Raw genomic sequence first — 23,815 nt, 5'->3', positions numbered from 1 at the left:
CTTCGCTCACTTGGTAGCGCTCCAACCACTGAGCAGGCAACACCAATGCAACTTGTCCGTCAATGGTTATTAGGGGCTTTCGCATGGCTGAGTTCTCAGTAGGTGACAACTTCAGTTCGATGTCGTCCCAGACGGGAAAAATCAACAGTCGGCCCCATCAAGCTTGATGGGGCCGACTGTTCGCGGTCTCCTGGGAGTGTGAAATCGACAGAATCCACTGCTCAACAAGCTACCGTACTCACACAGCACTTCAAAGCGCACGCCAGTCATCTCCGCATCGACACGCTCCAGCGGCTCATTGACGTCCTCCTGGCGATGATTGCCGCGAGAAGCGTCAATCATCACGATCTGAGTGCCCATATGCCAGGGATGAGTACCCCGCAGGGCAAGAAGAGACGAGCAGACCGGACCTTCCGGGATGAGCAGCTGGACATGGGCTTTTTCATCGCCCTGCTCGTCGCCCACCTGCCACCAGGAAAGGTTTTGCTGAGTCTGGACCGCACCAACTGGGAACACGGGGAGACGCCCATCAACTTTCTGGTGCTTGGAGCCGTGGTCCACGGCTTCACCCTGCCCCTGATCTGGGTGCCCCTCGACGAGTCCGGGAACAGTCACACGTACGCCCGGATGTGGCTGGTGTTGAAGCTGCTTCGGGCCTTGCCAGCGAAACGCTGGCTGGGCCTAGTGGCTGATCGTGAGTTCATCGGTGCGGAATGGTTCCGTTTTCTCCGTCGTCAGGGCATCAAGCGGGCCATCCGCATTCGGCACAGCGACATGCTGGACGATATGAGCGGGAAAGAGTGGTTTGAGCATGTCCAGCACGGTCATTTTCACGAGATCAGCGAAAAGGTGTTTGTGTTCGGGGAGTTGATGCGGGTGGTGGCGACGAGGTCACCTGTGGGTGACCTCATCATCATCGCTACCGATTTCAATGCTCGGAAGACCTGGAAGCTTTACAAGCAGCGCTGGTCAATTGAGTGCACCTTCAGCAGCTTCAAAACGCGAGGCTTCGACCTGGAGCGAACGGGGATTACAGAAAAAAGCCGTCTACAACGGCTCTTTGGTCTGGTGACGCTGGCCTGGATGTTCTGTTTGCAGCTGGGGGTCTGGCTCGGCCAGACCCATCCCATTCCCGTCCTGAAACATGGTCGCAGAGCGGTCAGCCTGGTGCGTCACGGTGCTCAGCATCTCGTGGATGCCCTGCGTTGGAAACCCGAACGATGCAGGGCTTTCCTGGAACTGCTCACCCGTCCTTTCTGCCCGCCAGGCGCGGCTGGAGACGAAGTTGTCACCTACTGAGGGCTGAGTTTACCTTGTCACGCTTTCTTCCTTCCTGTTTGCCCCAGCGCCGTATGCCGCATCACTGCCCCTGCCAGCTTGACCCGTTCCGCCGCCGTCAGACCGCGCACCACCACCGCGACGGGCTGGTCACTCAGCCCCAGCGTCTGCGCGGGCAAGTCGGGGCCGACTTCGACCACGCGGCTGACAGCGGTGAGGGCCGTGTCTGTGAGCGGCAACGTCAGAGCCTAGCTCTAAAAAGCACCTCTCACGGGAAATCTATTGCTCAACTTCTCAGGCGGTCCAGCCCAGCCGATTCTGACAAGCCTTTGTAAGACGGGCTGTGTCAAGATAGACCGGTGAAACCGGGGGGCATCGAACTGCGCTGGGCGTATGTGGCCTTCGGTCTCCTTGCGAGCATAGACGTTCTGGTGGGCCTTCGGATTGTGCGGCGTGTGATCTGGCAACCGGGAACGGCGGCCCCGGACGTGCCTGTGCTCGTGCTGCTGCTGCTCGCGTTGCATGTGGTCTTGCTCTGGCTGTTCAAGCGAGTACGGAACATGGTGCGGTATGACCAGCACCTGCGGGCCATGTACGAACAGGAACTGAACTTTGCCCAGCAACTGCTCGACGCCAGCACCGAGGGCCTGGTGATGTTCAGTACCGAGGGCCGCATCACCTACGTCAACCGCCGCGCCGCCGAGGTGCTGGGCCACCCGCCCGAGGCGCTGCTGGGGCTGACCTCGTTTCAACTGGTGCAACCCGAGGATTACGCCGCGTCCGAGGAACAGTGGCTGCAGAGCTGGTCGCGTTCCGGCGAGGTCTACCGTATGCGGATACGCGGCGCCCAGGGCGAGTGGCGCCAGGTGCGCGTGACCGTCAGCCCCCGCTGGCATCAGGGCCGCATGGTGGGCAGCTTCGGAAGTGTGTGCCCGGACGACGCGCCTCCCCTGTGACCCACACTGTGCCGCAGGACTGAACGGAGAACCCTCCAATTTCCCGGAGTGGTCTGGCTGCGCCGTTCGCCTGAGCATCCGCGCCGCATGACTGTGGTCTCTTTTTCAAAGGGGGATTATCAATGGTTCGGACAGTTTCAAGCGGCTTTGACGCCCAGGTCAAGCGGCCTGGACGGATGATTTTGCAATTCATCAAAACGCTGCTCCAGACCTAGATTCGCCAGTATTCGCCTGGCGAAAAGGAGGTTAAACGCCCGGCGTTTGGCATCCTCCATTGAGAAGGTGATCTCCTTCGCAGGCCGCCCCGTCCAAGCCGTGAAGCGGAGCAGTTGCTCCGCCCTTGCCAAACTCACGCTCAGAAAGGCGGCATTCCAGTGATTTTGCAAGCCTTTTTTGGAGCGCAGTTGGCAGGTGGTCAGCGCGGCGTGCTGTTTGGCATCACGAAAGACGAACTCAAGTTGGAACCGGGCGCTGTAGAGCGCCCGGATTTGCTCGGCTGGCATGCTGGTATCGGTGCTTGCCAGGACGACGCGCCCCAGAACTTTGCCAGCCTTATCGAGGTTTTGGATGACCACGACCCGAAAAAAGCATTGAAAATGGGGTGCCCACACCACATGAGTCCAAACCTGCTCCTTTGCCGCACCTGGAACGCTGATCCAACCGGCGAAATCCACAAAGTCCACTTTTTTCTCCCACTTTTGTTTTCTTCCACGCTTCTTTGGGTGTTCTCCCGTGAAGGGCATCAACACATTGGCATTCACGGCAAGTTTGGTGACGAAGGCGATCCCTTCGGCTCGACACAGGTCAAAGAACGGCTTCTTGGCATACTGACCATCGGCCACCAGGATGGGTGCAAATTCCTTGAGCCAAGCCCGGTGGGGTCTGAACAGCGCCCGAAGTTGATCAAGGTACTGTGTCAGACGGTCAGCTTTTTCCTTTTTGGGACGCGTTTGACGAATGCTGATCGGAAAACAGTGATGACCGAACCACGTCATCAAGGCAATGCAGGAGAGTTCCAGCCCGGTTTCTGAACGTCCAGCACAACTATTCCAAAAGGCACCAAGACCCGAGGTCTTGGTGCCTGATTTGGGGATGAAACTGGCGTCCATCACGAGAATGAAGCGTGGAACAATGGCTTTACAGCGCACCAGCAGTTTGACCAGTGTCAAGTGCAATGCATGCCAGGGCAAGGCCGCTTGAAAGTATCGGCGCAAGGTGCGCTCGTTCCAGCCGCTGTAGCGGCTGAAACTTCTGGCATTGATCCGCCCGGGAATGGCGAGCCAGAGCGGGAGGAGGAGATTCAGAAAGTTGTACTGATGGGCGGGTACAGCAGCAAGGCTCAGCAGGACAGGTAGGATATTCATTGGGTCTCCTTGTTGTGGTCGTTGACAACCTCAACTTATCGGAGACCCAACCCTTTTGCCCATCGAAACTGTCCGCACCATTGATTATACGGATTCCGCTTAATTCCTGCACAGTCGGGAAAGCGCCGCCTGTGCATCCATATCGCAGAATCCGTATTTTTTCCTACTCGCATCCGCTCTGCTGCGCAGCTTTGCAAGTCGGATTGAATCTGAAACGACCAGATTCAATCGGAATCCGTATTACTGCCCGCGCCGCCGCGCCGCCCAGCGTTCGAGGACCGTGACCGTGCCGTAGAGCAGCACCCCGAAGAGCACCAGCAGGGCGATGGCCGCGAACTGCCCGGCCTTGTCCTGGTAGATGCCCGCCTCCTGCACCCGGAAGCCCAGCCCCTTGTGGTTGGGGTCGGTGAATTCCCACACCACCGCACCGATCAGGGCCAGGCTCGCCGCCAGCCGCAGCCCGCCGAGCATCACCGGCAGGGCGCCGGGCAACTCCAGCCGGGTCAGCCGCTGCCAGGGGGTCGCCCGCAGGGAGTGAAACAGTTCGTGGTAGGCGCGGTCCACCTCACGCACCCCGATCAGGGTGGACACCAGCACCGGGTAGAGCGCCGAGAGCGCCGACACCAGCACGGCGGGCTGCCCCCCGAACCCCAGCCACGACACCAGCAGCGGCGCGAGCACCACGATGGGCGTGCTTTGCGACGCGACGATAAAAGGACTGAGAAACCGTTCCAGGGCGCGGGACTTGGCGATGGGGTAGCCCAGCATGACCCCCGCCAGCCCCCCCAGCAGCGTGCCGAGCAGCGCGGTGCGGGCGGTGGTCCAGAGGGCTTCCAGCAGCGCGGGCGCGTTGCCGAGCAGCTTGGCCCAGACAGCGCCGGGGGTAGGCAGCAAAAAAGGCTGGTTCAGCCGCACGGCGGCCAACTGCCACAGGGCGCCCGCCAGCCCCAGCGCCAGCAGCGGGAGCAGGGCCACAGCGCGGAAGGTCGGGCGCGGCAAGACCTGCAAGCGGGTGGAGTCCCCGGTGCCGAGCAGCTCGCGCAGCCGGGCCTCCACGCCGTCGGTGTAGGCACTGACCCGGCCCGCGCCCCGGGTGTCGAGCACCTCCACCAGCTGGCCGCCACGCAGCACCGCCACCCGGTCGGCGAGCAGCGCGGCCTCGCGAATGGAGTGGGTGACAAGCACGGTGGTCCGGCCCGTCTTTTCGTGCAGGCGGCGCAGTTCCTCGTTGAACCGTTCACGCACCAGGGCGTCGAGCGCCGCGAACGGTTCGTCGAGCAGCAGGATGTCGCCGCTCTGCGCCAGCGCCCTGGCCAGGGCCACCCGCGCCCGCATGCCGCCCGAAAGCTGCGCGGGGAAGTACCCGGCGTAGGCCGACATGCCGACCAGTTCGAGCGCCTCGGCAGCGGGCAGCCCTCCCCCACCGCCCCCCTTGCCGGTCCTGAGGTCGGCGGGGAGTTGCACGTTGCGCAGGGCAGTGCGCCAGGGCAGCAGCCGGTAATCCTGAAACACCAGCGCCGGGGCCGAGACCACTTCCACCCGCCCGGCGTGCGGGGACTGCAACCCGGCGATGACCCGCAGCAATGTGCTTTTGCCGCCGCCGCTGGAACCTATAATCGCCAGAAATTCACCGCGCTGCACTTCCAGCGACACGTCGCTGAGCACTGTGACGCCGCCGAGTTGCACCGCGACATGTTCCAGCCGGATGGGAGAAGGGCCGCTCACTGGGGCCGCCCCCGCGTGTTCACCAGCAGCACGCCCGCGAGCGCGACGGCGCCGCCGAGCAGCGTGACCGCGCCGGGCACCTCTCCCAGCAGCGCCCAGGCCATCAGGATGGCGAGGACCGGCGACACGTACAGAAACGACGAGGTGACGCTCGCTCCGACCCGCGCGATGGCGAACGTCCACGTCATGTAGGCCAGCGCACTCGGAAACACGCCCAGGTAGAGCAGGGCGAGGTGGGCGCTCGGGGGCGCGGCCCGCAGCTCGGTGGCCAAGGCGGGCAAAAAGACCAGCATGGGCACGGTGCCCAGAATCAGGCTCCAGACGGTGAAGCGCAGCGACCCCACCCGCGCCAGCACCCCTTTTTGAAACACGAAGTACACACTGGTGAAAAAGGCGGCGGCGAGCACCAGCAGCGCCCCCCGGGTAAAGTCCACGCTCTGGCCCCGCCCGAGCACGATCAGGGCCACACCGCCCAGGCTGACGGCGGTGCCGAGCCAGCCCAGCGCGTTGAGCTTTTCGCCTGAAAACCGCGAGGCGAGCAGCGCCGTGATGACCGGCCCGGCGGCGATGATCAGGCTGGCGGTTCCGGCAGGCACGCTCTGCTGGCCGGAGTTGAGCAGCACGTGGTAGAGCGAGATGCCCGCCACGCTCAGCACCCCGATGTGCCACAGGTCGCGCCGCTCGGGAACAGGCAGGCGGGTCACCGACATGTAGATCAGCAGGGTGACGCTCGCCACCAGAAAGCGGTAGAGCGCGAGCGGACCGGGCGTGAAGTGCTCCAGCCCCACCCGAATCCCGGTAAACGCCGACGCCCAGAACACCAGGGTGACCAGAATGGCCCCCAGCGACAGGGCGTCGAGGCGACCGGAAACAGGAGCGGCGGCAGACATGGAGGCCAGCATAGGACACACCCGGCTGCGCAGAGGGAATGCTAGACTTCTGGGCGCGTTTGTCCGGCTCCCTACACGCGCCCTTAGCTCAGCTGGATAGAGCAACCGCCTTCTAAGCGGTCGGTCGTAGGTTCGAGTCCTACAGGGCGCACCATAGAAAAACCCCGTCTGGTACGGGGTTCTTTCATTTTTCAGGGCCTTGCCGGGTCGCGCACCCAGGGAAAGTCCTGCGCCGCCCAGCTCCGGCTCAGTACTCGTCCAGGAGCTGGCGAAACTCGTGTTCGCCCTGCACAATCTCGATGAGGCGCTCGCGGTAGAGCATGGCCAGGACCCCTAGAGCAGTTCTCCGAATTACGTGATGCGCGGAACGGCACCCCGCATCACTCCATTCTCCGCCCTGCTCAGTGTTTTGCACTCGCTCCGCTCGCCAAAAAGACGTTGCGTCTTTTTGTCAAATGCTCTATCACCTCCTCGGGTGGGCAGGCGAGCTTTTCCCGAATGTCCCAGACACTGCGCTGCCCATCAATGTGCCTGAGAAACAGGTTGGCCCGGATGCCGCCGGGAGGATGCTTGGTGCTGTCGAGCGGCAGGCGCCTGGGGACGATGAACCGCAGGCCCAGCACCGGCGTCTGCTCGATCAGGCCGCGCTGCAATAAAGACCGCGCCGCTTCCTGCGCCGCTTCCAGAGGGAGGGCGGCCAGCTCAATGACCCGGCCCAGGGTCCGCCGCCCATTGATCCAGCGCAGCAGTTGCCAGCAGGCCGGTTCCAGGGAGACGGCTTCCTTGACGTCGGAAAGCTGGTAGGCCGTCCGCATCGACAGGGGCTGCTGGGCCAGCATCTGGGTCAGGAGTTCCTGGCCTTCGAGGTTGGCGTTCGGAACGGGGAGGGGCCGCGCGTCTTGCAGGTCGTAGTCGAGGTCAGGCTGTGGCAGAAGAAACAGCAGGGTCTCCTGAGCCTGTTGCCGCAGGGCGTTGCGCAGCTGCAACCCGGTGATGCGGCGCTGACGCAGCAGGTGGTGGCCGAAACTCTCCTCGGGCGTCAAGGTGGGAAGCCTGACATCCGGCTCAATGACCCCCTGCCCGACAAGCACGTCACCCAGATGAACGTAGCCGCTGGCCGCCTCCAGCCGGCCCTCGTGGATGTAGAGCGTAATATTCAGCTTCCGAACGGTCAGGCGGGTACTCATCCGGCGCGAGAGGACGAACGACAGCATTTCCTGAAAAGAGGGTTCATACGGATTCCGCTTAATTCCTGCACAGTCGGGAAAGCGCCGCCTGTGCATCCATATCGCAGAATCCGTATTTTTTCCTACTCCTTTCAGTCGGATTGAATCCAGAAATCTGCTGGATTCAATCGGAATCCGTATCAGTGCGCTCAGCGGGATGGGTCCAGGAAGTGCTCAGGAACGGTTTGCCGGGAGAGCCGAGAAGCAGCGTCATGGCGGGGATTGTGTAGCCTTCATATCATCTTAATGTATGTGAGAAACTTCAAAAAACCGCCTCATACGGATTCCGCTTAATTCCTGCACAGTCGGGAAAGCGCCGCCTGTGCATCCATATCGCAGAATCCGTATTTTTTCCTACTCGCATCCGCTCTGCTGCGCAGCTTTGCAAGTCGGATTAAATCTGAAACGACCAGATTCAATCGGAATCCGTATCAGCAACGTGGTTTTTGTTGCTTTTGCGCCGCGTGGGAGCCGCGCGTTCGCGGCGGTTCTCGCCAGCCCATGCACTACCCTGCCCCCATGAAGCTTCTGGTCGTCGGCGGGGCGGGGTATATCGGTTCACACACGGTCAGGCAACTGCTCGCCGCCGGGCACGAGGTGACGGTGTTCGACAACCTGTCCAGCGGTCACGCCCAGGCGCTGCCGCCTGAAGCCGAACTCGTGCGCGGCGACCTGCTCGACCCGGACAGCATCCGCGCCGCGCTGGAGGCGCACAGGCCCGACGCCATCGTTCATTTCGCCGCGCTGATTGAAGTAGGCGAAAGCATGCGCTCGCCGGGCCGCTACTACCGCAACAACGTGACCGGCACCCTCAACCTGCTGCAGAGCATGGTCGAGACGCGCAAGGTGCCGCTGGTCTTTTCCTCCACCGCCGCCGTGTACGGCACCACCGACGCCGTGCCGATTCCCGAGGACGCCGCCATGCAGCCCGAAAGCGTGTACGGCGAAACCAAACGGATGTCCGAACAGATGATCCACGCCTTTCACGTCGCGCACGGGCTGCCCTACACCGTTCTCCGGTACTTCAACGTGTGCGGCGCGGCGCCCGGCGGCGACATCGGTGAGGCGCACCCCAACAAGACGCACCTGATCGAACTCGCCTGCCTCACCGCCCTGGGGCAGCGCGAGAAGATGATGATTTTCGGAGACGACTACCCCACCCCCGACGGCACCTGCATCCGTGACTACGTGCACGTGCAGGACCTCGCCGACGCGCACGTGCTGGCGGTGGGGGCGCTGTGCGCGGGCAAAACGCAGGCCGCCACCTACAACGTGGGGCTGGGACACGGCTTCAGCGTGCGTGAGGTGCTCGACGCGGTGGACGCCGTGGTCGGCACGCCGCTTCAGCGTGAACTCGCGCCGCGCCGCGCGGGGGACCCGCCCCGGCTGGTGGCCGACGCCTCGCGCATCGTGCGGGAACTGGGCTTCGCGCCCAGATTCACCGACCTGCGCGAAATCGTGCAGACCGCGTGGGACTGGCACCGCCGCCACCCGGACGGGTTCGGCAAGGACTGATACGGATTCCGATTGAATCTGGTAGTTTCAGATTCAATCCGACTTGCAAAGCTGCGCAGCAGAGCGGGTGCGAGTAGGAAAAAATACGGATTCCGCGATATGGATGCACAGGCGGCGCCTTCCCAACTGTGCAGGAATTAAGCGGAATCCGTATGATGCGGGGCAAGCCCCCGCCGCCCGACTACACCGCTAGGTCTTCCTCGTCCACCAGAAAGTCCACCGCGCCGGAGCCGATTTCGTAATAGCCGCCGATGACGCGGATTTTCCCGGACGCCTCGGCTTCCTGAATCACCGTCTGGCGGCGCAGCAGGGCGACTTGCTGGCGCACGTTGTTGATGACGGCCTCGCGCATCCGGGCCTTCTTGTCACGGATGGCGGGCAGGTTCTCCACACTGGGCTGGATACGGCGGATAAGGGACTGGAGGTGCTCGGGTTCCTCGGCGATTTTCTCTTCGGGCAGCAGCGCCGCCGCCACCGCGCCGCAGCCCTCGTGCCCCATCACCATCACCAGATGCACGTCGAGGTGCCGGATGGCGTATTCCAGCGTGCCCAGGCCACTTTCGCCCACCACGTTGCCTGCCACCCGGACCACGAACAGTTGCCCCAGACCCTGGTCGAACACCAGTTCCACCGGCACCCGGCTGTCGCTGCACGCCAGGACCGCCGCGTAGGGCGTCTGCCCGATGATCTGGGCGCGGCGCTCGTTGGCGCCGATGTCGGGCCGCCGCGCCTGACCGCCGAAGAAGCGGGCGTTGCCGTCCATCAGCGCCTGAATCGCCGCTTCGGGCGTCGCCACGTCGGACTCCTTGAGGTTGGCGATGTCTTCCATGCTCGCGCCCCGGCGCACGGCCTGAAGCAGTCGGCGTTGCAGGTCCTCGGGATGCAGGTCCTCGGGAGACAGTTCCAGCAGTCGGGTCTGTATGGCGTCGCTGTTCTCGGTCATGCCCCTATCGTAGCCCCGCGTACACGCTAGCCTGCACCTCATGACCGACCCGCAGACCCCCGACGCGCTGGAGAACGTCACCCTCACGGAGCTGCTGGAACGCTACGCCATGCTGCGCGACACGATTCTGGGCCTGGAAACCGAGAAGGAGGAGCTGGCCGCCCGCATCAAGGCCGCGCTGCAAGCGGGCGAACGGGCCGAAACCGACCTGTACCGCGCCACGCTCAAGGTCTCCCGGCGCCTGGACTACCCGCTGGAGCGCTTCCGCGAGGTGTTCGGGGACGCCGCCGCGCTGGAAGTCGCCACCATTGACCGCCGCCGCGCCGACGCCCTGGCGCGGGCGGGCGACCTCGACGGAGCGCGGCTGCGGGACATCGCCGAGGTCAAGGAAACGCAGGCGCTGGTGCTGCACCCCAAAACGCGCTGACCGGCCCCTGACCCTGCGCCTATCTGCCGCTGACGTGGGCGCCGCACCCTGAGGGCATGACCGTTCCCGAGCGCACCGAGGCCCTGCGCCTGCTGATGGCCGACCACCTGCCCGCTTACCTGCGTCTGCCGAGTGATTTTCTGGTCTGGACCGCTGCCGGGGAGCGCACCAGCCCGGAGCAGCATTTGTACTCCAAGCGCGAAGGGCGCGACCAGCGCCCCACCGAAACCCGGACGCCTCTCGAACGGCTTACGCGCTGAAAGCTGGGCAGACCGGGGCAGCAGGCCACAACAAAACAGGGCCGCCCGCAAGCGACCCCGAGAAGACACGAAAAAAGCATTGCCGGGAAGCAACGGCACCCGCAGGAGCATCCCTTATGGCTGCTGCCTTCCGGCTCTGACCAGGTTCAGGCGTCCGCGCTGCGTTGCACCAGCAATGCGGGAAGGATGGTAGCACAGTTGCGGCCCGTGTGAAGGGGAGGCCCGGTGTTCGGGAACTTATGGAAATTCTCTGTCCGCAGATGACGGTGCGGCGGTCATCCAGGCCCAGGCCGCGCCTCCGCCGGGGGTCGGGGCTGTACCTCTACCTCTCGCCGCCGGGCACTTCGGCCCCGAAAGGGGTGCGGGCTGGGCTATCCTGCCTCTCATGACCCGGATTGCCGTTCTCGCCGACCTGCACGCCAATCTGGCAGCCACCCTCGCGGTGCACGCCGATGTGCAGCGGCGCGGAATCGGTGAGATGTGGGTGCTGGGCGACCTGGTGGGCAAAGGCCCGCGCCCGCGCGAGGTCCTCGACTGGACGCGCGAACATGCCGCCCGCGTCATCCAGGGCAACTGGGACGCCCGCGTCGCCGGGGCCACGCACCGCCCGCAGGACCTGTGGCCGCGTGCCCGCCTGACACCGGGGCAGCTTCAGTACCTCGCCGAGCTGCCCTACGGCATCGAGGAAGAGTTCGGCGGCAGCTGGTGGCGCTTCGTCCACGCGAGTTCGCGGGGGCTGTTTCACCGCCTTTACCCGCACAGCAGCCTGTCCGAGCAGCTCGACGCCTTTTTGCCCAATCCGGCGCTGGGCCTGCACGAACACGCCGACGCCCTGGTCTACGCCGACACGCACGAGGCGCTGCTGCTCGACGTGGAGGGGCGGCCCCTGATCAACTGCGGCAGCGTGGGCAACCCGCTCGACTCCACCCTGCCCAGTTACCTGATTCTGGAATTCTCGGACACCGGCCCCGGCTACAGCGCGTCGTTCGTCCGGCTGACCTATGACCGTGACGAGGAAATCGCCGCCGCCGAAGCGAGCGACATGCCTTTTATCCGCGAGTACGTGACCGAGCTGCTGACCGGGGCCTACCAGAAGCGCCGGGCGCGGCTGGGCGAGTAATACGGATTCCGATTGAATCTGGTCGTTTCAGATTCAATCCGACTTGCAAAGCTGCGCAGCAGAGCGGATGCGAGTAGGAAAAAATACGGATTCCGCTTAATTCCTGCACAGTCGGGAAAGCGCCGCCTGTGCATCCATATCGCGGAATCCGTATAATGCTTCAGGCCCCTGCCGCCCGGTCCTCCTGGCGCACGCGGCGGGCGAGGTCGGCGGCCTCGAAGATGCTCGCGCCCTCGCCGTAGCGGGCTTTGACGGCCTTTTGCACGAAGTAGATGGCGGCGAACACGCCCAGAAAACTGATCGCCATGCCGGGAACGCGCATGATCGCGTTGACCTCGGCCACCTGCGCGTTGAAGGCGTCGGTGCCGAACTTGGCGGTCACGCGCTGAAAGTTGACCACGCTGTTGACGACGCCGCCCAGAATGTCCACCAGCGCGAAGACCAGCGTGCCCGCCACCATGCCCCGGTGAACGGCGGGTTCACGCAGCGCCCGGTTGGTCAGGGCGCGGTCTTCCGGGGCCTCCCCGATGCTGGCGGCGTCCAGAAAGACCCGGAACAGCGGCACCGAGGTCGCCGCGCTGACCAGAAACGCCAGACCGACCAGATACGAGCGGGCGCTGTCCTTGATGGCGTACCAGAAGCCGTCCACGTACCAGAAGGCGAGCGCCCCCGAAAACAGCGCCCCCGCCCCGCCGATGAGCGCCACCGGACTGACGTTGCGGTTGACCAGGATGTCCCACAGCACGTACGCCACCGGAATCAGCGCGGCGAGCAGGTACGCCCGCACGTTGCCCGCCGTGCCGCCGCCGAGCACGCTGGCGACGCCGATGCCCTCGCCCAGCACGTTGGGACTCAGGATCAGGATGGGAATGACCAGGGTAAACACCAGGTCCCAGACCGTTTTGGGGATGCGGCCCCGGGCCTTGGGAGCGGGCACCGGCGCGTCGGAAGGGGCGGAACTCATGCCGCGCAGGATAGCGGGCGGGGCCGTGCGTTGCTCATCTCAATACGGTCCCGGCACATGCGGCCCGACGTACCCGGCCTCACGCCGCGAGTCGTCCATCGCGTCCATCGCACGGTCGAGCCGTGCCTGTCGCCGGGCGAAGAAAAATCCCACTGCCAGCGGGGGTCCGAAGATACCCAGAAAAAGCCACAGCATGGTCTGCCTCCTTGCCGGATGGTCCGGTGCTTCGGGTACGGGATGAACGCGCGAAACGTTCCCGGTCTCAAGTGCCCTGTGTGAACTGCCCGCGCCGGGGCCAGAGGTAGTAGATCTCGGTCAGCACGAACACCAGCGCCGCCAGCCCCAGGACGCCCGGTGGCCCCGCCCACTGCCACGCGACGCCGCCCAGGAGGGGGCCTGCCGCGTAGCCCAGGGCTTCGACCGCCATCACCGTGCCCCAGGCCGCCGCCCGGTGGTCCTGCGGCAGCGTACGGGCGACCAGACCGTTCCAGCCCGCCACGAAAGCGCCGTAGCCGACGCCCAGCAGCGGGGCCAGTCCCCACAGACGCCCGTGCACCGTCTCCGGCCCGGTCAGCGCCGCCAGCCCGAACACCAGCGCCAGCGCCAGCAGCCCCGGCGTGAGCGCCAGCCGGGGGTGCAGTCGGTCGGCCACCCGGCCCAGCAGCCACAGCGACAGGCCGAAGGTCAGTCCTGCCAGCGCCCCGGGCCACAGCAGGTCGGGCAGCCGCAGCCCCAGCCGCTCCAGCAGCGGAAACACCAGCGTGACCAGCAGCCCCGGCGCGAGCGTCTGGGCAAAGGCGGCAGGCAGCAGCGCCGCCACCCGGTCCCAGCCGCGCCACACGCTGCCCGCATCCTGCCCGGCAGCTTCGGCAGGCACCCGCAGCCGCCACAGCAGCGCCCCCAGAACCAGCGCCGCCCCCTGCGCCCCCAGCAGCAGCGTCCAGCCCTGCTCTGGCCGCGTCTGCATCAGCGGGCCGACCAGCAGCACCCCGGCCAGAATCGCGGGCGCCACGCTGAGGTTGCTCACGGCCAGCGCCCGCGACACGCGCCCGGGGTGGGCAAAGGCGTGCGAAGCGTTCATGACCCCCGGCCACAGGGCACCGAACAGCAGGCCCCACAGCGCACTCAGGGCCACCCCCCACCCCGCCGAGGGAAAAAAGCGGGTGAGCAGTCCCAGCCCCAGCCCGGTCAGGGCACCGAGGGCCAGCACCCGGCCCAGGCCCCAGCGCTCGGTGACCAGACCCATCGGCCCGCGCCCCAGTCCGTCGGCGAGGTAGTGGGCGCTGACCATCGCGCCGATCACGCCCGGCGAGAGGCCCAGGCCCGGCCCGGTCAGCGGCAGCGCCGACACCACGAAGCCGGTGCGGACCAGTTCGCTGAGCAGCAGCAGGGCCAGCAGCGGCAGCATCGTCAGCGGGCGGGTCCACAGCACGCCAGCGATTGTAGCGGGCGGGTTATTTTCCGTCGGGCTTGTCGGAGCGGGGGTAGAGCCAGTTCAGAATCACCAGAAACATCCCGATGACCCCGGCCAGGGCGCTGCCCAGCGTGGCGACCAGCACGGTGTCGCTGAGGTGGAAGGCCGCGTTCTTGAAGCCGGTGCCGACAATCAGCAGTGCCGTGAACATCAGCCACGCGCAGGTCACCCAGAAGACGCGGCGCGAATACTTGCGCCGGTACTCGCGGATATGGTTTTGCTCCTCGTGCAGGAATCGGCTGCGGTTGCGCTGGTTGAGGGTTTCGATCTGTTGCTGGGCCAGTTGTTCGCGCAGCAGGTCGGCCTGAAGCTGCTCGCGCAGCAGGGCCGGGTCGGGCGGCGGCACCTCGGCGTCGCGGCGTGGGGGCAGCGGCAGGTCGTCGAACACGATAGACACCTGCCCCGGCACGGCGCTTTCAGCTTCAGGCGGCCCGCCCTGGAGCGCGGCGGCCTCGGCCTGAAGCTGCGCGAGGGCGGTGATGGGGTCGGTCCGCTCCGAAGACATGCGGCCCCTTCAGTCCATGTGCGGCAGGGTGTTGGCGACCCGGAGCTGCTCACGGTAGTAGCGCTCGGTCAGGGCGTCGGGAATCGGCCCGAACTTCTCCTGCTCGTCCACGGTGGCCCAGGGCGAGCCGGGCAGGTGGCTGATGGCCCGCAGCTCCCAGCCGTCCATGTGCCCGTAGGCGGCGTAGGTGCGCTCGATGACTTCGGCGGCGTCCTCGTCGAGCAAAACGTCGGGCAGGGGGTCGGGCAGCGGGCGGTCGATGGGCGCAGCGCCGTAGCCCTCCAGCCGGGTATAGAGCTGCGGGGCCACCGGGCCATGCGGCCAGGCATGGAAGTTGTTGGCGATCAGCCGCCGCCCGTGTAGCCCCAGACTCAGGCCATGCGCGAAATACACCAGCTTTTGCAGCTGCATGTGTGTCAGCAGCCGCCCGTCCCGCGCCGCGAGGTCCAGCAGGCGGTTGGCCACCTTCTCGGCGGGGTAGGCGGGTTGCAGTTCCGGCATGCCCCTATCTTGCGAAGTTCAGGGCTGCCCTGTGTCCCTCGCCTCGCGGCCCAGCCGCTCCAACACCCCCCGCACGTCGGCGGGGCGCCAGCCAGCGGGCTTGAGCAGCTTGCCGTCGGCCCGCCGGGGACCGTCCGCCTTGCTCAGGTTGGCGCGGTGGACCTCGGCAAACACGGCGTCGGCGTCGATGCCCAGCTGGTCCAGGGCGCCGTAGGTCACGTACAGCAGGTCCGCCAGTTCGTGGGCCAGCGGCGCGAGGTCGGCAGGCGTCAGCGCTTCGCCCGCCGAGAGCCGGGGCAGCAACCCGTCCACCTCGGCCCGGACCTCGCCCACTTCCTCCTCGATCAGGGTCCAGCGCAGCCGCAACCGTTCGGGCGTGGGCGGCGTGGGGCGCTGCGGCGAGTCGGCCCCGATGGTGCGGTGAAACTCGCGCAGGCGGGCGGCGTTGGTGGTCGGTGCGTCGGACATCGGCCCCCAGTATGGCGCTGGGCGGCCTGGCCCCTGCCCGGCAAATGCTCTTGAGCAGCTCTCCAAATTACGGCGTCTGCGGAAGAGCACCCCAGACGCCTCCATTTTCCGTATTGCTCCATGTTTTGCACTCGCTTCACTCGCCAAAAAGCTGTGCCATCTTTTTGTCAAATGCTCTAGGCTCTGGCATGACCGACCCACAGGACCCGACGCCGCAGAGCAGCGAAATCCTCATCAGCGGTCTGGACACCGGCCCCGCGCCGGAGGAACGCGACCGGCCCACCCGCAGCGAACGCCTGGCCCGGCTCCATCCCCCGCACCCGGACAGAGAACCGGAGGATGAAGACGGCTGACCCGAGCGGCCTCAATCAAAGAGGAAGCGGAGGGGACGTGCCCTCCGCTTCTTCACTTTTTCAGTCTTCAACCCTTCGTCTGGTCGTTCGCCTCGTCCACGAAGGCCGGGCGGTTGCTCGCCGACGGCTGTGAGGCGGTGGACGAGGGCACGTCCTGTTCGGCGGTGGGCCGCACCGGTTCGCCCCGGGGCTGGTCGGCGGGCGCGGCGGTGCCGGGCTGCTGGCCCTGCCGCTCGGCGGCGAGATTCTGGCTCAGCCGGGCGCGGGCGCTGCCGGCGGGGGTGGGCGCGAGGTCGGTGCTGGCGGCTTCGGGGGCGGCGTCCCCGGCCTCACCGAGTTCGGCGATCAGGTGTTCGCGGCTCTCGATGTCGGCCTCCACCCGGCGGATGTCCTCGCGGATGCCGTGCAGCAGGTCGGCGGCGGCGCCGGAGTGGTAGGCGCGGCCCAGCCGGGCAAAGTGGCTGTCGAGTTCGCGCCCGAGCTGAAAGACCTCCACCCGCAGCCGGGCGACCTGCGTGACTTCCTCGCCCCGGCGCTGCACCTTTTCGACGCCCTGACGGACGGTGTTGAGAATGTTGTCCAGCATGGGGCCAGTCTGGAGCCTGACCCGGAACGCTGGGTGAGGCCCGGCTAAGGGAAGGCCGGAGGGTCGTCACCTCTCCCCCCTCCCCTATCAGCACCGGGGTCAGGACTTGCCTTTGCCCCCCGGCTGGGTCCCCCCTGGCTTGGTCGGGGCCGCACACAGCGCGTTCCTGGGTTCCTTCTTGCACAGTTGCTTGAGCTGACCGGGCGGCATCTGCCCCGGCTTCTTTTGCAGCCCCCTGGCTTTGGCCCACGCCGCCTGACGGCCCATCACACTGGTGAGCGGCTGGGGCTGCCCGTCGGCGGCGCGAACGACGATGCTCTGGGCGCTGATGGGCTGGCCCGGCTTGATGGGCTGCGCGAGCGGATACACCTCTTTCACGGTCTGGGTCGTGCCGGGAATCGGCGTGCTGACCTGCACCTGCGTCAGTGTCGGTGCCGCGTCACGGGGGTTGGCAGCGCTGGGGACAGAGGAATGAACCTGAATCCCGCCGGTCCTCGTCACCGTGGCGGCGGGCTGAGAGGTCGGCGTCAGAAACGTGACCTGCACGCCCTGCGAGAGCAGGTTCAGCAGGCTGGCGGCGGTCTGGGCCACGGCAGGAAAACGCACGCTGGCGTCGATGTTCACGCTCAGGGTCTGGGCCTGGGCGGGCAGGCCCAGAGCCGCGAGGCCCAGCACGGCAGACAGAAGAACTGTACGCATGGGTGCAGCTTGCCCCCCCAACCTGACCCGGCGCTGAGAGGAGCCGAAAACCGCCCGCCTCCCTCGGGGGGTGACGGGCGGGGCGGGGGGCAAAAGCTCAGGCGCCGTACTTGTTGAGCTTGAGGGCGTTCGCCATCAGGAGCGGCATCAGGTCGGGGCCACGGCGCAGGCCCAGGCTGCCCCGGGCGGCTTCTTCCTCGGTGTAGCGCTGCGCGGCGTCGCGGCGGCCATAGTCGCTGTGAATCAGCACCGGCACCGGATGCCAGGAATGCGCCTTCAGCTTGCTGGGCGTGGAGTGATCACCCACGATGGCGAGCACGTCGGGCTTCAGTTCGAGTAGTTGGGGCAGCAGCTCGTCGAAGATTTCGATTTTGTGGACCTTCTCGGCAAAGTCACCGTCCTCGCCGGTGGAATCGGTCTTTTTGACGTGGAAGTAGAAGAAGTCGTACTTCGCCCAGTTCTCGCGCAGGGCTTTCACCTTACCGTCGAGCGCGTCCTCGTGGCCTTCGACGGGCAGCACGTCCATGCCGACCAGACTGGCGAGGCCCTTGTACATCGGATAAGACGCGATGCAGGCGGCCTTGAGCTGATAGGCGTCCTCAAAGCTGGGGAAGTGCGGCACGTCGCTGTAGCCGCGAAACAGCACGCCGTTGACCTGCGGTTCGTCCCTGAGCGCGGCCTCGGCGCGGGTCACGAAGGTATTCACCAGCTCGGCGGTCCGGTCGCTCGACGGGTCACCGGAGGTGGCGGTCCCCGGTTCCACACCCGTCACCTGCGGGTCCACGTCGCTGATGTTGGCGCCGAGCGGCTGGCCTTCCGGGGCGCGGAACACGACCACGAAGCGGTGCTCGGACTCGGTGTAGATTTCCACGCCCACGCCGTCAATCTCCGGAATGGCCGCACGCAGTTTCGCCACGATTTCCACGTTCTTCTCGTCGCTGGGGCGTCCGGCGCGGCGGTCCAGAATCAGGCGGCCCGCGCCCAGGGTGGCGAAGTTGCCGCGCACCGCCACGTCGCCCGAGCTGAGCTTGACGCCGATGCCCACCGCCGAGAGCGCCCCGCGCCCCACCACGTACTTCAGCGGGTCGTACCCGAACAGGCTGAGGTGGCCGGGGCCGGAGCCGGGCGTAATCCCGGCGCCGACGAGTTCGAGCAGCCCGAGCTGCGACTGCTGCGCCAGCGCGTCGAGGTTGGGCGTGCGGGCCGTGCCCAGTTCGGTGTCGGTGCCGGGGGTCAGCGGCAGGCCGCCCACACCGTCGAGCACCACCATCAGAATCTTGCTGTCGGTCTTTTTCGCCAGGCCGCGCACGGTATCGAGCAGGTCACTCATGCGGTCCAGTCTACGCTGGCGTATGTGCCCCGCGTCAGGCGTGAGGAAGGGGCGGGCAGGCACGAAAAAACCGCCCCCAGCACTGGAGGCGGTCAGCAGGGGCAGCTTCAGCGGCGCCCGAGGTCCCGGTCGCTTTCCATAAGGTCGTCGCCCTGGCGGTGGGCGAGGTCCTCGGCGGCGGCGTCGGACATGGCGGGGTTGCGGGTCGCCAGGAAGGTGCCGATGATGGCGATGGCGGCCATCACGCCCCAGAACACGGCGGGCTCAAGGTGAAAGGTGGGCACGCTGGGGTAGATCTCGTGCGCGGCTTCCAGCGTCTCCACGCCGAGCTTGACGGCGATCCAGCCGACCAGCGCGTAGGCGACATGGTCGAAGGCGGGGTACTTGTTGAGCACCTTCAGGAACACCGTGGCGGCGATTCGCATCAGAATCAGGCCGATGATGCCGCCGATCACCACGATGGTCAGGCCCTGCTCACGGGGCATGCCACGCGGAATCAGCGCCACGCCCGCCAGAATGGAGTCCACGCTGAAGGCGAGGTCGGTGAGGTTGAGCATCACCACGGTCATCCAGAAGCCCATTTGCTTCTTGCTGCCGCCTTCACCGTGTTCGTCTTCTTTTTTCTTGAGGAAGTGGCTGAGAGCGAGGTAGGCGAGGTAGGCGGCACCGAAGGCCCGCAGCCACCAGTACTCCAGGATGAAGCTGGCGAGCAGCACGCCCAGGATGCGCAGCACCACCGCGCCGCCGATGCCGTAGGCGAGCGCCTTGCGCTGCAACTCGCCCTTGAGGTGCCTCACCATCACGGCGAGCACCAGGGCATTGTCGGCGGAAAGCAGGCCTTCGAGCAGCACCAGCGTGCCCAGAATGGCCCAGAATTCCGGGGTCAGCGGGGGCATTTCCAGCCCGAACATCAGCAGGTCTCCGGCAGAGCAGCGGCGAGCGGCGCGAATAAAGCAGTCAGGTTGTTCAAATTGAGTTCCTCTGGCCCCACAACGTCCTCAGGGGACGCTCAAGAGGCGCGTGCGCGTTAGTTTAACCGACGCGCAAACGCGGAAGGTGACGCGGGGGGTTACGAGCCTTCCCACTCGCCGTGCTCGCCGAGGACCGGGTAGGCCTCGCCGCGTTCGCGCAGGCCGGGCGCGAGGTCGGGGTAGGCCCACTCGAAGCTCAGGCGGTCGAGTTCCTCCGGCGAAAGCTGCGGCGCGTCGTACATCCCCGCCGCCAGCCGTTGCCGCTGCGCCTCGAACAGGATGGTCGCGGCGGCCACCGAGACGTTGAGGCTCTGGACCATCCCGAACATCGGAATCACGATGTTGGCGTCGGCGGCGTCGGCGGCTTCGTCGGACACCCCCCACTTCTCGGCGCCGAGCAGCACGCAGGTGGGCTTGGTGTAGTCGGGTTCGCGGTAATCCACGCTGCGCTGCGAGAGGTGGGTGGCGAGCACCTGAAAGCCCCGCCCCTGCAACTCGCGCACGGCGCCCACCGCGTCGGCGTGGGGGTGGACCCTGACCCACTTGTGGGCGCTGCCGCTGGTCGCCTCGTAGGTGTGGCCCTCGAAACTGGCGAGCGTGCCGTGTCTGGGCGGCACCGCGTGGGCTTCGAGCACCCCCACCGCGTCGCAGGTACGGATGATGGCCGAGAGGTTGTGGGGCTTGTTCACCTCGTCCATCAGGACCGTCAGGGTGGGCTGGCGCCGGCTCAGCACGCGGCGAATCTTGGCGTAGCGTTCGGGGGTGGGGGCCATAACCGGCTCAGCTTAACCGCCTGCGGCCAGAGAGACGGAGAGGGAGGGCCAGAGCATAAGCTTGACCCCCTCTGCATACCGCGCTATAGTTATTGACATCACCGCCCACTGAGGCGGCTTTTTTTATGCCTTCACCGCGCCGCTCCCCCGCTAGGCCACCATGCTAAGCCACCATGCCTAGTGACGCCGGGCACAGTCGCCTGTTACGTTGGGCGCACCGCCCGCAAGGGAAAGACCTGTGTAAAGGAGGTGTTGTAGATGACCGAAATCAACAAGAACAGAGAGTTCGTCAACCGTTTTCGTCTGAATGTGACCGCAAAGGGGCTGGCAAGCGGCCCCGCATGGAGTCCAATTGTTGATCCAGATCTGCACGCCTCCGGGCTACACAAGGCACACTGAAGTCCGCAGGGCGCGACCATGAGCGCCCACCACGACCAGGATTGGGACGCCGACACCGAGCAAAAGCTCAGGCGCAAGTCCACGAAGCCGCAGGGACGCCGCAAACTCGCTGACCTGACGGGCGAGGACCCTAGCGACGTTGCCGACGACACCATCCGCCGCCTGCTGGACCTCGGGCACCTGACCGAAGTGGTGTGTGAGCTGAAAAGCGGCAAGGAAGCCACCGCCTACCTCGCCCAGACCGCCCGTGGCCCCGCGCTGCTCAAGATCTACCGCGACTTTGCCGCCCGGTCCTTCAAGAACGACGCGATTTACCGGGAAGGCCAGGTCGTCCTCGACCAGCGGGCACAGCGGGCGATGGCAAGCCGCAGCCGCAAGGGCCTGGAGATGCTCCAGTTCGACTGGGTGATGGCCGAGTACGCGCATCTGTGGCAGCTGTGGCAAGCCGGGCTGAGTGTCCCCGAACCGCTGGTCGGCCCCAACGTCAAGACCTACGCCGAAACCGTGCCCGCCGTGCTGATGCGCCTGATCGGCACCGAGGAGCAGCCCGCCCCGCGCCTGAGCGACGTGAAGCTCACGCCCGAAGAAGCGCAGAGCGCCTGGCAGCAGAGCGTGGCGGGCATGGCCGACCTGCTGCGGCTGGGCTACGCGCACGGCGACTACAGCACCTACAACCTTCTCTGGTGGGAGAACACCGTGACCATCATCGACTTTCCCCAATTGACCACCCGCACCAACCCCAACTTCACCGACCTGCTGCGCCGCGACGCACAGAGCCTGGCGACCAGCTTTCGCAAGCACGGCATCCACGAAAGCGCCGAGGGCACCCTGCGCGAAGTGCAGCGCCGCGCCCTGGGTCCGGCGCCCGAGCCGCGCGTGCTGCTGCCCTAAACTGCCCCTATGCAAGCCCTCGAAACCTGCCTGTACGCTGGCGACCTGGGCGCCGCCGAAGCCTTCTATTCCGGCGTGCTGGGCCTGACGCTGCACAGCAAAGTCGAGGGGCGGCACCTCTTTTACCGGCTGGACGGCTCAATGCTGCTGATTTTCAACCCCGAGGCGAGCGCCAAACCTGGTGACGTGCCCGCGCATCAGGGCAAACCCGGCGGGCACGCCTGCCTCGCCATTCCCCGCGAGCAGACCGACGAGTGGGAAGCGCGGCTGCGCGGGCACGGTCTGGACGTGACCCGCTACGCCTGGGGCAACCGGGGCGAGAGCCTGTACTTCGACGACCCAGCGGGCAACGTGCTGGAACTTGCCCCGGCGAGCATCTGGGGGCTGTAGACAACTGGGGGCTGTAGACAAAAGAAAAGCGGGCGCCTGCAAAACGGGGCTGGGCTTTACTCCGCACATCCGAGAAAAGCGCCCGAATGTGCTACGCGTCGCCCAGCCCCGTCTTTTCTTCTACTCGCTCTGCTCGAAAAAACAGTTTGGATATCCAAACTATTTTTCAAAGCCGTATAATACGGATTCCGCTAAATTCCTGCACAGTCGGAACTACACCGCCTGTGCATCCATATCGCGAAATCCGTATCTTTTCCTACTCCTTTCAGTCGGATTGAATCCAGAAATCTGCTGGATTCAATCGGAATCCGTATAACATTCCCCCAGATGCCCGCTGACTTGGCGACTCAGCTGCGGCCCAGCGCCTCGGCATCAGGAACGGGGGGCAGCTCGGCAAACTTCTTGCGGCGCTTCTCGGCGTCCTTTTCGCGGTCCTTCTGGCCCGACTTTTTGCCCTGTCCATCGGCGTCGCGCCCGCACAGGATGTTGAACAGGCGGCGGACATCGTGGGCGCGGGCCTCGTGGTGGCCCTGGCCGACTTTGCCCTCGTAGCTGTTGTGGGTGGTCATCTCGTAGGCGAGTTGCAGCGCCCGGGCCTCGAACGAATCGTGCGACATGTCCCAGGATAAGCACGCTCCCTTCTGCTGACGGTCAGCCCGGCCCGGCCATCTGCGAAAATGCCGCCATGAACCGTGCCCTGAAGCGTCCGCTGGCCTATCTGCTGGCCCTGCTGCCCTTTGTGCTCACTTCCAGCGCCGCGCGGCAGCGGCGGGGGCACCGGAGAAACGGCGAATGAAGCCGCTGCGCTCCATGCTGTATGTCCCCGGCGACAAGCCCCGCGCCATCGAAAAGGCCCGCACCCTCGGCGCCGACGCGGTGATTCTGGACCTGGAGGACGCGGTGGCCCCCGAACACAAGGAAGCGGCGCGGGCAAACGTGCAGGCTGCCCTGCGAACGCCGTGGCCCTGCCCGGTGCTGGTGCGGGTCAACGGGCTGGGAAGCCCCTGGGAACACGCCGACCGCGAAATGGCGCTGCTGGCCGGGGTGGACGGGCTGGTGCTGCCCAAAGTCGAGACCGAGAGCAGCGTGACCGAACTGCACCTGCGCGTGCCGCTGTGGGCGATGATCGAAACGCCGCGCGGGGTGCTTCAGGCCCCGGCGATTGCGGCGGCGCCCGGCGTGGCGGGTCTGCTCGTCGGCACCAACGACCTCGCCCGCGCCCTGCGCACCCGGCCCCACCCCGAGCGGCTGCCGCTGCTGCACGCCCTGTCGGCCACCGTGCTGGCGGCGCGGGCGGCGGGAAAAGTGCCGATAGACGCCGTGTACAACGACGTGCGCGACCCCGAAGGCTTCGTCCGCGAGTGCGAGCAGGGGCGCACGCTGGGCTTTGCGGGCAAGACGGTCATTCACCCCGACCAGGTGGCGGCGGCGAACGCGGCGTTCGGCGTTTCCGACGAGCAGGCGCAGGCGGCCCGCGACCTGCTCTCGGCCTGGGACGCGGCGCGGCGGGAAGGCAGGAGTGTGGCGACGCACCGGGGCGCCCTGGTCGAGCAGATGCACGTGGACGAGGCGCACGAGCAGCTCGCGCTGTGGGAAGCGGGCCGCCGGACAGCCAATGATACGGATTCTGCTTAATTCCTGCACAGTCGGGAAAGCGCCGCCTGTGCATCCATATCGCAGAATCCGTATTTTTTCCTACTCGCATCCGCTCGGATTGAATCTGAAACTACCAGATTCAATCGGAATCCGTATGATACCCATTCCGATTGAATCCCCCAGTTTGGGGAATGAAATCCGACTGGAAGGA

Annotated in this window: 30 protein-coding genes, 1 tRNA gene and 1 other RNA gene (1 of these 32 cut by a window edge); 12 read left to right on the top strand and 20 right to left on the bottom strand. The window is 65.9% G+C overall.

Features of this window, described 5'->3' with window-relative positions; all coding sequences use genetic code 11:
• A protein-coding gene (locus G6R31_RS13840) for an AbrB/MazE/SpoVT family DNA-binding domain-containing protein (protein ID WP_164993992.1) crosses the window boundary here: on the bottom strand, positions 1 to 145 show its 5' portion. Its footprint begins 128 nt before the window's first position; only the first 145 of its 273 coding nucleotides appear in the window; its start codon is at positions 143 to 145; its stop codon lies beyond the left edge, outside the window.
• A gap of 170 nt (positions 146 to 315) precedes the next feature.
• Here G6R31_RS13840 and G6R31_RS13835 point away from each other — a divergent pair, with 170 nt between their 5' ends.
• Positions 316 to 1,299: an IS4 family transposase gene (locus tag G6R31_RS13835; RefSeq protein WP_164994000.1), complete on the top strand. Its 984-nt coding sequence runs from the start codon at positions 316 to 318 to the stop codon at positions 1,297 to 1,299.
• A 17-nt stretch (positions 1,300 to 1,316) separates the two neighbouring features.
• Here the strand turns inward: G6R31_RS13835 and G6R31_RS13830 are convergent, their stop codons facing one another.
• Positions 1,317 to 1,517, bottom strand: a complete 201-nt coding sequence (locus G6R31_RS13830; protein WP_017872079.1) for a hypothetical protein — start codon at positions 1,515 to 1,517, stop codon at positions 1,317 to 1,319.
• A 120-nt stretch (positions 1,518 to 1,637) separates the two neighbouring features.
• Here G6R31_RS13830 and G6R31_RS13825 point away from each other — a divergent pair, with 120 nt between their 5' ends.
• On the top strand, positions 1,638 to 2,234 hold the full coding sequence (locus G6R31_RS13825; RefSeq protein ID WP_017872080.1) for a PAS domain-containing protein: 597 nt from the start codon (positions 1,638 to 1,640) through the stop codon (positions 2,232 to 2,234).
• Positions 2,235 to 2,371: 137 nt separating this feature from the next.
• Here G6R31_RS13825 and G6R31_RS13820 read toward each other — a convergent pair whose 3' ends face one another.
• The 3 genes from G6R31_RS13820 to G6R31_RS13810 all read right to left on the bottom strand — a co-directional run bounded on the left by G6R31_RS13820 (position 2,372) and on the right by G6R31_RS13810 (position 6,213).
• Entirely contained in the window at positions 2,372 to 3,598 is a 1,227-nt protein-coding gene (locus tag G6R31_RS13820) for a transposase (protein WP_164993991.1), read from the bottom strand.
• Between the two features lie 240 nt (positions 3,599 to 3,838).
• A complete protein-coding gene (locus G6R31_RS13815; protein WP_017871203.1) occupies positions 3,839 to 5,323 on the bottom strand; it encodes an ABC transporter permease subunit in 1,485 nt (494 codons plus the stop codon).
• The gene (locus G6R31_RS13810; protein WP_225983386.1) at positions 5,320 to 6,213 is read right to left on the bottom strand and encodes a DMT family transporter; all 894 of its coding nucleotides are present in this window, start codon (positions 6,211 to 6,213) and stop codon (positions 5,320 to 5,322) included. The genes G6R31_RS13815 and G6R31_RS13810 overlap by 4 nt, the downstream gene beginning before the upstream one ends.
• Before the next feature lie 77 nt (positions 6,214 to 6,290).
• Between G6R31_RS13810 and G6R31_RS13805 the strand changes: the two genes are divergently transcribed.
• Positions 6,291 to 6,367, top strand: a tRNA-Arg gene (locus G6R31_RS13805).
• Positions 6,368 to 6,614: 247 nt separating this feature from the next.
• On the opposite strand, the gene G6R31_RS13800 is transcribed toward G6R31_RS13805, so the two are convergent.
• Entirely contained in the window at positions 6,615 to 7,427 is an 813-nt protein-coding gene (locus G6R31_RS13800) for a DUF4388 domain-containing protein (RefSeq protein WP_017871200.1), read from the bottom strand.
• Between the two features lie 531 nt (positions 7,428 to 7,958).
• Between G6R31_RS13800 and galE the strand changes: the two genes are divergently transcribed.
• Positions 7,959 to 8,954, top strand: a complete 996-nt coding sequence (gene galE, locus G6R31_RS13795; RefSeq protein ID WP_017871199.1) for a UDP-glucose 4-epimerase GalE — start codon at positions 7,959 to 7,961, stop codon at positions 8,952 to 8,954.
• 181 nt (positions 8,955 to 9,135) lie between these two features.
• Here the strand turns inward: galE and G6R31_RS13790 are convergent, their stop codons facing one another.
• Positions 9,136 to 9,897: a carbonic anhydrase gene (locus tag G6R31_RS13790; protein ID WP_017871198.1), complete on the bottom strand. Its 762-nt coding sequence runs from the start codon at positions 9,895 to 9,897 to the stop codon at positions 9,136 to 9,138.
• A gap of 40 nt (positions 9,898 to 9,937) precedes the next feature.
• Here G6R31_RS13790 and G6R31_RS13785 point away from each other — a divergent pair, with 40 nt between their 5' ends.
• Both G6R31_RS13785 and G6R31_RS13780 read left to right on the top strand, forming a co-directional pair.
• A complete protein-coding gene (locus G6R31_RS13785; protein WP_017871197.1) occupies positions 9,938 to 10,324 on the top strand; it encodes a hypothetical protein in 387 nt (128 codons plus the stop codon).
• Positions 10,325 to 10,380: 56 nt separating this feature from the next.
• Positions 10,381 to 10,584, top strand: a complete 204-nt coding sequence (locus G6R31_RS13780; protein WP_017871196.1) for a hypothetical protein — start codon at positions 10,381 to 10,383, stop codon at positions 10,582 to 10,584.
• A gap of 76 nt (positions 10,585 to 10,660) precedes the next feature.
• On the opposite strand, the gene ffs is transcribed toward G6R31_RS13780, so the two are convergent.
• An RNA gene (gene ffs / locus G6R31_RS13775) (signal recognition particle sRNA small type) lies at positions 10,661 to 10,760 on the bottom strand.
• 209 nt (positions 10,761 to 10,969) lie between these two features.
• Here ffs and G6R31_RS13770 point away from each other — a divergent pair.
• Positions 10,970 to 11,704 (top strand): metallophosphoesterase family protein, encoded by a 735-nt coding sequence (locus tag G6R31_RS13770; protein WP_017871195.1) that lies wholly within the window; start codon positions 10,970 to 10,972, stop codon positions 11,702 to 11,704.
• Positions 11,705 to 11,864: 160 nt separating this feature from the next.
• On the opposite strand, the gene G6R31_RS13765 is transcribed toward G6R31_RS13770, so the two are convergent.
• The 6 genes from G6R31_RS13765 to G6R31_RS13740 all read right to left on the bottom strand — a co-directional run bounded on the left by G6R31_RS13765 (position 11,865) and on the right by G6R31_RS13740 (position 15,616).
• The gene (locus G6R31_RS13765) at positions 11,865 to 12,668 is read right to left on the bottom strand and encodes a VC0807 family protein (RefSeq protein ID WP_017871194.1); all 804 of its coding nucleotides are present in this window, start codon (positions 12,666 to 12,668) and stop codon (positions 11,865 to 11,867) included.
• A 39-nt stretch (positions 12,669 to 12,707) separates the two neighbouring features.
• Positions 12,708 to 12,863 (bottom strand): hypothetical protein, encoded by a 156-nt coding sequence (locus G6R31_RS13760; protein ID WP_017871193.1) that lies wholly within the window; start codon positions 12,861 to 12,863, stop codon positions 12,708 to 12,710.
• 67 nt (positions 12,864 to 12,930) lie between these two features.
• Entirely contained in the window at positions 12,931 to 14,100 is a 1,170-nt protein-coding gene (locus tag G6R31_RS13755; RefSeq protein ID WP_017871192.1) for an MFS transporter, read from the bottom strand.
• Between the two features lie 22 nt (positions 14,101 to 14,122).
• The gene (locus tag G6R31_RS13750; protein WP_017871191.1) at positions 14,123 to 14,647 is read right to left on the bottom strand and encodes a hypothetical protein; all 525 of its coding nucleotides are present in this window, start codon (positions 14,645 to 14,647) and stop codon (positions 14,123 to 14,125) included.
• A 9-nt stretch (positions 14,648 to 14,656) separates the two neighbouring features.
• Positions 14,657 to 15,148, bottom strand: a complete 492-nt coding sequence (locus G6R31_RS13745) for a Panacea domain-containing protein (protein ID WP_017871190.1) — start codon at positions 15,146 to 15,148, stop codon at positions 14,657 to 14,659.
• Positions 15,149 to 15,166: 18 nt separating this feature from the next.
• Positions 15,167 to 15,616: a dUTP diphosphatase gene (locus tag G6R31_RS13740; protein WP_017871189.1), complete on the bottom strand. Its 450-nt coding sequence runs from the start codon at positions 15,614 to 15,616 to the stop codon at positions 15,167 to 15,169.
• Positions 15,617 to 15,804: 188 nt separating this feature from the next.
• Between G6R31_RS13740 and G6R31_RS13735 the strand changes: the two genes are divergently transcribed.
• The gene (locus G6R31_RS13735) at positions 15,805 to 15,969 is read left to right on the top strand and encodes a hypothetical protein (protein ID WP_017871188.1); all 165 of its coding nucleotides are present in this window, start codon (positions 15,805 to 15,807) and stop codon (positions 15,967 to 15,969) included.
• A 67-nt stretch (positions 15,970 to 16,036) separates the two neighbouring features.
• Here G6R31_RS13735 and G6R31_RS13730 read toward each other — a convergent pair whose 3' ends face one another.
• The 5 genes from G6R31_RS13730 to trmH all read right to left on the bottom strand — a co-directional run bounded on the left by G6R31_RS13730 (position 16,037) and on the right by trmH (position 20,328).
• Positions 16,037 to 16,555 carry a hypothetical protein gene (locus G6R31_RS13730; protein ID WP_017871187.1) on the bottom strand — a complete coding sequence of 173 codons (519 nt, stop codon included), beginning with the start codon at positions 16,553 to 16,555 and terminating at the stop codon, positions 16,037 to 16,039.
• Positions 16,556 to 16,654: 99 nt separating this feature from the next.
• Positions 16,655 to 17,254 carry a hypothetical protein gene (locus tag G6R31_RS13725; protein WP_029732731.1) on the bottom strand — a complete coding sequence of 200 codons (600 nt, stop codon included), beginning with the start codon at positions 17,252 to 17,254 and terminating at the stop codon, positions 16,655 to 16,657.
• A 97-nt stretch (positions 17,255 to 17,351) separates the two neighbouring features.
• A complete protein-coding gene (locus tag G6R31_RS13720) occupies positions 17,352 to 18,584 on the bottom strand; it encodes a 2,3-bisphosphoglycerate-independent phosphoglycerate mutase (RefSeq protein WP_017871185.1) in 1,233 nt (410 codons plus the stop codon).
• Between the two features lie 107 nt (positions 18,585 to 18,691).
• Positions 18,692 to 19,495, bottom strand: a complete 804-nt coding sequence (locus G6R31_RS13715; RefSeq protein ID WP_017871184.1) for a TerC family protein — start codon at positions 19,493 to 19,495, stop codon at positions 18,692 to 18,694.
• Positions 19,496 to 19,653: 158 nt separating this feature from the next.
• Positions 19,654 to 20,328 (bottom strand): tRNA (guanosine(18)-2'-O)-methyltransferase TrmH, encoded by a 675-nt coding sequence (gene trmH / locus G6R31_RS13710; RefSeq protein WP_017871183.1) that lies wholly within the window; start codon positions 20,326 to 20,328, stop codon positions 19,654 to 19,656.
• Positions 20,329 to 20,586: 258 nt separating this feature from the next.
• On the opposite strand from trmH, the gene G6R31_RS13705 reads away from it, so the two are divergent.
• Genes G6R31_RS13705 through G6R31_RS13695 form a run of 3 tightly spaced genes read left to right on the top strand, consistent with a single transcriptional unit; the run spans position 20,587 to position 22,008 of the window.
• Positions 20,587 to 20,727 carry a hypothetical protein gene (locus G6R31_RS13705; protein ID WP_161618003.1) on the top strand — a complete coding sequence of 47 codons (141 nt, stop codon included), beginning with the start codon at positions 20,587 to 20,589 and terminating at the stop codon, positions 20,725 to 20,727.
• A gap of 18 nt (positions 20,728 to 20,745) precedes the next feature.
• Positions 20,746 to 21,618 carry a serine protein kinase RIO gene (locus tag G6R31_RS13700; RefSeq protein WP_017871182.1) on the top strand — a complete coding sequence of 291 codons (873 nt, stop codon included), beginning with the start codon at positions 20,746 to 20,748 and terminating at the stop codon, positions 21,616 to 21,618.
• Positions 21,619 to 21,627: 9 nt separating this feature from the next.
• Positions 21,628 to 22,008 (top strand): VOC family protein, encoded by a 381-nt coding sequence (locus G6R31_RS13695; RefSeq protein WP_017871181.1) that lies wholly within the window; start codon positions 21,628 to 21,630, stop codon positions 22,006 to 22,008.
• 347 nt (positions 22,009 to 22,355) lie between these two features.
• Here the strand turns inward: G6R31_RS13695 and G6R31_RS13690 are convergent, their stop codons facing one another.
• On the bottom strand, positions 22,356 to 22,625 hold the full coding sequence (locus G6R31_RS13690; protein WP_017871180.1) for a hypothetical protein: 270 nt from the start codon (positions 22,623 to 22,625) through the stop codon (positions 22,356 to 22,358).
• A gap of 175 nt (positions 22,626 to 22,800) precedes the next feature.
• Between G6R31_RS13690 and G6R31_RS13685 the strand changes: the two genes are divergently transcribed.
• Positions 22,801 to 23,643, top strand: coding sequence for an HpcH/HpaI aldolase/citrate lyase family protein (locus G6R31_RS13685; RefSeq protein ID WP_017871178.1), 843 nt, complete (start codon positions 22,801 to 22,803; stop codon positions 23,641 to 23,643).
• Positions 23,644 to 23,815: the final 172 nt, after the last annotated feature.

Source organism: Deinococcus wulumuqiensis R12, assembly GCF_011067105.1.
Lineage (GTDB): Bacteria > Deinococcota > Deinococci > Deinococcales > Deinococcaceae > Deinococcus > Deinococcus wulumuqiensis.
The sequence above is the reverse complement of the archived record's forward strand: the minus strand, read 5'-3'. Positions and strand labels throughout refer to the sequence as shown.